Annotated in this window: 9 protein-coding genes; 3 read left to right on the top strand and 6 right to left on the bottom strand. The window is 63.1% G+C overall.

From position 1 onward, the window contains the following. Positions 1–401 (top strand): sulfate transporter family protein (locus tag EN906_RS19050; protein WP_127375302.1); only part of this gene is annotated, 401 nt, incomplete at its 5' end. Between the two features lie 9 nt (positions 402–410). Here EN906_RS19050 and EN906_RS19045 read toward each other — a convergent pair. The 6 genes from EN906_RS19045 to EN906_RS19020 all read right to left on the bottom strand — a co-directional run bounded on the left by EN906_RS19045 (position 411) and on the right by EN906_RS19020 (position 5,238). Continuing rightward, positions 411–1,409, bottom strand: coding sequence for a proline racemase family protein (locus EN906_RS19045; protein WP_127266632.1), 999 nt, complete (start codon positions 1,407–1,409; stop codon positions 411–413). A gap of 14 nt (positions 1,410–1,423) precedes the next feature. Further along, positions 1,424–2,227 carry an oxaloacetate decarboxylase gene (locus EN906_RS19040; RefSeq protein ID WP_127266631.1) on the bottom strand — a complete coding sequence of 268 codons (804 nt, stop codon included), beginning with the start codon at positions 2,225–2,227 and terminating at the stop codon, positions 1,424–1,426. An 80-nt stretch (positions 2,228–2,307) separates the two neighbouring features. Next, positions 2,308–3,162: a hypothetical protein gene (locus tag EN906_RS19035; protein WP_127266630.1), complete on the bottom strand. Its 855-nt coding sequence runs from the start codon at positions 3,160–3,162 to the stop codon at positions 2,308–2,310. A gap of 72 nt (positions 3,163–3,234) precedes the next feature. Beyond that, positions 3,235–3,897 carry an HAD family phosphatase gene (locus EN906_RS19030; protein WP_127266629.1) on the bottom strand — a complete coding sequence of 221 codons (663 nt, stop codon included), beginning with the start codon at positions 3,895–3,897 and terminating at the stop codon, positions 3,235–3,237. After that, on the bottom strand, positions 3,897–4,382 hold the full coding sequence (gene dut, locus EN906_RS19025) for a dUTP diphosphatase (protein WP_127266628.1): 486 nt from the start codon (positions 4,380–4,382) through the stop codon (positions 3,897–3,899). The genes EN906_RS19030 and dut overlap by 1 nt, the downstream gene beginning before the upstream one ends. Positions 4,383–4,767: 385 nt before the next feature. After that, on the bottom strand, positions 4,768–5,238 hold the full coding sequence (locus tag EN906_RS19020; RefSeq protein WP_127266627.1) for an Lrp/AsnC family transcriptional regulator: 471 nt from the start codon (positions 5,236–5,238) through the stop codon (positions 4,768–4,770). 115 nt (positions 5,239–5,353) lie between these two features. Here EN906_RS19020 and EN906_RS19015 point away from each other — a divergent pair, with 115 nt between their 5' ends. Together EN906_RS19015 and EN906_RS19010 are read left to right on the top strand one after the other, a co-directional pair. Next, positions 5,354–5,602, top strand: a complete 249-nt coding sequence (locus EN906_RS19015) for a DUF6356 family protein (RefSeq protein WP_127266626.1) — start codon at positions 5,354–5,356, stop codon at positions 5,600–5,602. A 15-nt stretch (positions 5,603–5,617) separates the two neighbouring features. Further along, positions 5,618–6,293 (top strand): class II glutamine amidotransferase (locus EN906_RS19010; RefSeq protein ID WP_164777237.1); only part of this gene is annotated, 676 nt, incomplete at its 3' end.

Below are 6,293 nucleotides of genomic sequence, written 5' to 3'. Positions count from 1 at the left end.
GCACCGACTATCCCGGCGATCCGACCGGTCGCGTCATGCCGGCGCTGCGCTCGCTGGTGCTGTCGGCGCGATTCCTCGGCGTCGTCATTCTCGGCAACATCGTCGCCCTGCTGCTTCTGCTGGTGCCGGGCGTCAACATAGCCGCCTTCTTTATCGTCAACGGCTATCTGCTCGGGCGCGAGTTCTTCGAATTCGCTGCCATGCGCTTTCGCGGGGAAGAAGAGGCCAGGGCCTTGCGCAGGCACTATGCCGGCACGGTGTTTCTCGCCGGGCTGCTCATCGCGGCTTTCCTCGCCGTGCCGTTGCTCAACCTGCTGACGCCGCTCTTCGCCGCCGCCGTGATGGTGCATCTGCACAAGGCGATCTCGGTGCGGGAAGTGGCTCGCTCCTCGCGCCGCTGAGCATTTTCTTCAGCGCAACAGGAATCCGCGTCCGAGCTCGTCGTCCGCTTCGACGATAAACTCCGTCCTGCCACTATAATAGGCGCGGCCGCCGACGCGGGCGATGATCGCCCCGTGCGGGCCAGCCTTCGCAGTCCGCACCACGGCTCCCGAAAAACGCGAGCCGGCAATGCTTTCGAATGTGCGCGTCTGTCCGATCGCGATCTCGCCCTTGGCATGCATGGCTGCCAGCCTCGCGGTGACGCCGGAACCGGTCGGCGAGCGGTCGACCTCCGCCTCGGCGAAGACGCAGATGTTCTTGGTCACCTCATCGGAAAAAGCATCGCGGCCATCGGTCAGGATGGTGCCGTAGAGGAAGGCAAGGTCGGCATGGTCGGGATGCGACAGCGGAAATTCGGCCTTGAGCCTGTCCGTCAGCGCCGTTGCCGCATCGACGAAATCGCGCACCCGGCTTTTGGCGAATTCGAGCCCGAATTGGTGACAATCGGCCAGCGCGTAGAAAGCGCCGCCATAGGCGACGTCGAAGCCGATCGTGCCGTGGCCCGCCAGCTCTATCGTCTGCCCGCCGGCGAACAGGAACGCCGGCACGCTTTCGAACGACACCGCACCGGCCTTGCCGTCCCTGACCTCGACCGAGGCGACGACCAGCCCACACGGCGCCTCGATATTGACTGTCGTGATTGGTTCCTGTTTCGCCACCAATCCTTCATCTACGGCGTAGCGGCCGAGCGCGACGATGGCGTGGCCGCACATCGTCGAATAGCCCTCATTGTGCATGAACAGCACGGCGAGGTCGGCGCCGGGCAGGTCGGGTTCGACCAGCAAGGCGCCATACATGTCGTAATGGCCGCGCGGCTCGAACATCAGGATCTTCCTGAGATGATCGAGATGGTCGCGCACATAGGCGCGCTTTTCCAGGATCGTGCCCTTGGGGACACTGGGATAGCCGCCGGTGACGATCCTGAGCGGCTCGCCGCCGGTATGCATATCGACGACGGTAAGCGTCATGCGATGGGCCCCGTTCAAGCTGAAGACTTGCCGAAGAGGGCTTGCAATTTGCCGAACGGCATGGCGGCGCGGGTGAAGCCGAAGGTGCCGTCCTGCTGGATCTCGCGCGCCGCCGTTTCCAGCATGCCATAGGCGAAATTGGTCAGCCACGGCCCGAGCGAGATGCGCTTGACGCCGGCCATGGCGAGGTCGGCGATGGTGAAGCCAGGCTTTGCCATGACATTGACCGGCTTGCTGACCGCCGAGCAGAGCGTGCGGATCATCTCGACGTCGCCGATACCGGGCGCATAGAGCACGTCGGCGCCGGCCTTCTCGAACGCCTGCAGCCGCTTGATGGTGTCGTCGAGGTCGGACTTGCCCCACAGGAAATTCTCAGCCCGCGCCGTGAAGACGAAATCGCGCTTCAGCGCTCGCGCCGCCTCCGCCGCCGCCGCAACGCGCTCGACGGCGTGCGCGAAATCATAGATCGGCTTGTCCGGATCGCCGGTGTGGTCCTCGATCGAGCAGCCGGCAAGACCGGCCGCTTCCGCCGCGAAGATGGTTTCGGCGGCCTGCTCGGCGCTGTCGCCCTTGCCTTTCTCGAGGTCGGCGGAGACAGGCAGGCTGGTCGCCGCCGTCACCTCGCGGCAATGGTGGATCATCTGGTCGAAGGTCACGGCGCCATCCGGCAGGCCGCGTGAAAAAGCAAAGCCGGCGCTGGTCGTCGCCAGCGCCGTGAAACCGAACGAGGCCAGCAGCTTCGTCGTGCCAATATCCCAGGGATTGGGCATGACGAAGGTCGAGGCATGCAGGTCGCGAAAGATCTTGCCCTTGTCCATGGTAGTTCCCCCATCATGTGCGGTGTGGCTAAGCGGATTTTATCCTGCCCGATTTGACCGGGCAAACGAATGCGGTTGGTTCAGAAGCGATTGGCGTTCTCTCCTGCCAATTTGTCCAGCGCGTCGGAATCCTTGGTGTAGCGCGATGTCTTCTTGTCCCAGTGATAGGTGACGGAGATCTCGTGGGACTCTGGTCTGGGCGGAGTGTCGTCGCAGCTTTCGCCGTTCAGCACAGTAGAGTCGGTCACGGTCACCTTGATGGCGGCATAAGGCTGACCATCGGCAATGCCCTGAAAAGCTACATCCTGCTTGCGGCTGTAGGCGCACAGGTTTTCATCGAACGTATAGATCATGTCGATCGGTTCGAACTTGTCGTCGCGGATCATGATCAGCGGCGTGATCACATAGTTCTGGCTCGAATTGAAATGCGCGCTCATGGTGATGAGGACGTCATCGTTGGCGCCGACGGAAAGCTTGCCCGGTTCGCGGAAATAGGTGCCGCGGTCGAGCGCGACATTGACGGCGTCGAGCAGCTTCGGCTTGGCCGTGATGTCGTAGAGCGCCAGCACAGCATAGCCTTCGGCGCTGTCGGGAGAATCGCCAAGGTCGAACAGCATGGTCAGCCGATCCTTGCCGCCGGCCTTGATGGCGAGCACCGCGGCATTGGAAAAGCCCGAAGTCTCGGGCGGCGAACCGCCGCCGTCCGGTCCCTCGATATGACGCATCTCGATCGGCAACCCACCCCTATAGAAGCCGTCCTTGTCCGCAGCGAGATCCGGAATGACCATCCTCGCGAGGTCGAGATAGGTGACATCCGTGCGGCCGGGCAGAGCGCTGCCGAGCTCCGGAAAGCTGATGGCTTGCGCGCCGGCCGCGGTCCATAGAAACGGCGCCAGCATCAAGGCGAGGATGAGGCGGAGCAGGCTGGGGTTCATGCGTGGCCTCGAGTTGGCGGTGCCAAGCTAGCACGGACAATCGAGGCGTACAGCTGCAGGCTGAAGATCAGGTCAGTGGATCGGCACCAGCCCGGCCAGCTCGCGCATGTCGTCGAACAGGATGCCGCCGGCCTGGATCAGGCCGGCGCGGTCGGAATAGGGATCGGCATGGTAGGAAAACACCCGCATGCCGGCGGCGATCCCGGCCTGCGTGCCGGCGACGCTGTCCTCGATGACGATGCAGTCGGCAGGCGCGAAGCCCATGGTCTTGGCCGCATGCAGGAACAGGTCCGGGAACGGCTTGCCACGGCTGACCATGGTCGAGGAAAACATCGCGTGTTCGAACAGCGGCAGCAGCCCGGTCTGGCCAAGCGTGATGTGCATCTTCGACACCCGGGCCGAGGTGGCGACGCAATAGGCGATACCGGCTGAACGCACGGCTTCGACGAACTCGCGGACGTAGGGGATCGCTTCGACGCCGTGGGCAAACAGGTCCGGCAGGCCGGCGTTCCAGCGATCGACGAAACCGGCGCCGAGCCTGACGCTGGTCTCTTCTTCGATCTCTTTCTGCACCGACGCCATGCTGCGGCCGGAGAAATTCTTGCGGCAATATTCGAAGCTTGTCGGATAGCCGGCAGCGGTCAGCCATTCGGCGAGACGCCGATTGGCCAAATTCTCTGTATCGACCAGAATCCCGTCGCAGTCGAAGATGACAAGCTTAGGCAGTTCAGACATCAGGCGGTGCCGGTCGATCCGAACCCGCCCGCGCCACGCGCCGTACCACCGGCCAGACTGCGCTCTTCCACGGTCGCCTGGGCCACCGCAGCGAAGATGATCTGGGCGATGCGCATGCCGCGCGTCACGGCAAAGTCCTCGTCGCCGAGATTGATCAGCAGCACCTTCACCTCGCCGCGATAATCGCTGTCGATGGTGCCGGGCGTGTTGAGGACGGTCAGGCCGTGCTTGAAAGCAAGTCCGGAGCGCGGCCGCACCTGGCCCTCCATGCCTTCCGGAATTTCCAGGATCAGCCCGGTCGGCACCAGAGCGCGCTTTCCCGGAAGGATCAGCAGCGGCCGGTCGTCCGGCACCGCGGCGCGCAGATCCATGCCGGCGGCACCAGTGCTTTCATAGGCGGGAAGGGGAAGTCCTTCAGCATGCGGCAACCTGACGAAGCCGACGGTCGGACCGATGACGGAGGGAGTTTGAAGGGCTGCGCGCATAAAATCGATCCTATCGGCGCGAACGGCGATTCGGTCAACTCGACTGTAATTCTATCAACGGCTTTCTTTTGGGCGGCACTGTGACCTGGTTTCGGGCACAGGAGTTTTGATGGATTTGTTGCGCTGAAGGATTGCATGCTTGGTGATTGGCGAAAACGTCCATGCTTCGTCATCCACGGGCGAGCAAGGAGCGTAGCGACGCGGCGCAGACCCGAGGATCCATGCCGCGACTCCAACGGGTCACGACGGTGCAGAGTTCTGCGCCGTTGCACTCTTGGGTAGGTCACGGCATGGATACCAGGGTCTCCGCGACGCCGCTTCGCGGCTGCTCCGCCCTGGTATGACGAAGTTGGGGAGGCTTCGGCCAAACGCGAACGTAGCGCTACTACCGCAGTTCCATCGGAACGACGGTCGTTTCCTTGATTTCCTCCATCACGAAGGAAGCGGACACATCCGACAGAGCCACCTTGGCGATCAGCCGCTGGTAGAGCCGGTCATAGGCCTTCACGTCGGCGACGCGGGCGCGCAAGACATAATCGAGGTCGCCGGACATGCGGTAGACGCCGGTGATCTCGGGAAAGCCGGTCACCGCCGCCCGGAACTTCTGCAGCCACTCCGGATCGTGGTTGGACGTGCGGATCAGGATGAAGACGGAAAGGCCAAGCCCGAGCTTTTCGGCATCGACCAGTGCCACCCTGCCGGTGATGACACCAGCCTCTTCCAGCCGCCTCACTCGGCGCCAGCAGGCATTGCGCGACAGCGCCACCCGTTCCGACAGCTGGTCGACCGACAGCGTGCCGTCGCGTTGCAGCTCAGTGAGCAATTTCCGGTCGATTTCGTCAATTTCCAGCGTCATGTGGGATTTTTGTCCCAAGGATCACCGAAATACAAGGACATTTTGAGACCGATGAACCGGCGAAGCGTGTCAGGATACTCATATCAGGAACTTGAAGCGCTGAAGGGGAACCAGCATGTCGGTCGCCAAGATTTTCACCTCTCATCCGGCCAAGGTCGGCGAAACCTATTTCAGCCACATGGGTTTTGCCGCCTGGTTTTCGTCGCGCCTGTTGATGGCGGCGGGCGCCGCGCTCGTTCACGCTTTCTTGCCGTTTCTGTTTGAAACTACCGCCAGCCGAATCGTTCGCGAGCTTTATGAGCGGACGCACAACAGAGGCACACACGCGATCAAGGAGCCTGCGGCTCTTATGGATCGCGCCTAGAGGACGACAGAAGCGATGTGCCGGTGGGCGGCCTATCTCGGTGAAGCGGTCTTTCTCGAAGACATCCTCACGGCGCCCTGTCACTCGCTGATCGCCCAGAGCCATTGCGCCCAGGAAGCGAAATCGCCGACCAATGGCGACGGCTTCGGCCTTGCCTGGTATGGCGACCGCCCGGAGCCGGGTCTCTATCGCGATATCCTGCCGGCCTGGTCCGATCCCAATCTGAAAAGCCTGTGCCGGCAGATCAAATCCGGCCTGTTCCTCGCCCATGTACGGGCGTCCACCGGCGGCGCCACCAGCCGCATGAATTGCCATCCGTTCATCTCCGGCGCCTGGTCGTTCATGCACAACGGCCAGATCGGCGGCTTCGAGAAGATCCGCCGCGCGCTGGAGAATTCGCTGTCAGACGCCGTCTTCGACCAGCGCGAAGGCACCACCGATTCCGAACTCTTTTTCCTGCTGATGATCGACGAAGGGTTGGCCGGCGATCCGCAAGGCGCGGTGTCCCGCGCCACTAGCCGCGTGCTCGAAGCCTCGCGCCGCGCCGGCCTCGAACCAGCGCTGAAGCTCACCGCCGCCTTCTCGGATGGACAGGCGCTGCATGCGGTGCGCTATGCCACCGACGCCCACGCGCCGACGCTCTACACCTCCGTCTTGCGCAAGGGCGGCGGCCGCTGCATCGTGTCCGAGC

This window comes from Mesorhizobium sp. M7A.F.Ca.CA.004.06.1.1 (assembly GCF_003999135.1).
Taxonomy (GTDB): domain Bacteria; phylum Pseudomonadota; class Alphaproteobacteria; order Rhizobiales; family Rhizobiaceae; genus Mesorhizobium.
The sequence above is the reverse complement of the archived record's forward strand: the minus strand, read 5'-3'. Positions and strand labels throughout refer to the sequence as shown.

Coding starts and splice junctions, on each gene's coding strand:
- EN906_RS19045 (WP_127266632.1), bottom strand. CDS start 1,409: ATGACGCTTACCGTCGTCGATATGCATACCGGCGGCGAGCCGCTCAGG.
- EN906_RS19040 (WP_127266631.1), bottom strand. CDS start 2,227: ATGGACAAGGGCAAGATCTTTCGCGACCTGCATGCCTCGACCTTCGTC.
- EN906_RS19035 (WP_127266630.1), bottom strand. CDS start 3,162: ATGAACCCCAGCCTGCTCCGCCTCATCCTCGCCTTGATGCTGGCGCCG.
- EN906_RS19030 (WP_127266629.1), bottom strand. CDS start 3,897: ATGTCTGAACTGCCTAAGCTTGTCATCTTCGACTGCGACGGGATTCTG.
- dut (WP_127266628.1), bottom strand. CDS start 4,382: ATGCGCGCAGCCCTTCAAACTCCCTCCGTCATCGGTCCGACCGTCGGC.
- EN906_RS19020 (WP_127266627.1), bottom strand. CDS start 5,238: ATGACGCTGGAAATTGACGAAATCGACCGGAAATTGCTCACTGAGCTG.
- EN906_RS19015 (WP_127266626.1), top strand. CDS start 5,354: ATGTCGGTCGCCAAGATTTTCACCTCTCATCCGGCCAAGGTCGGCGAA.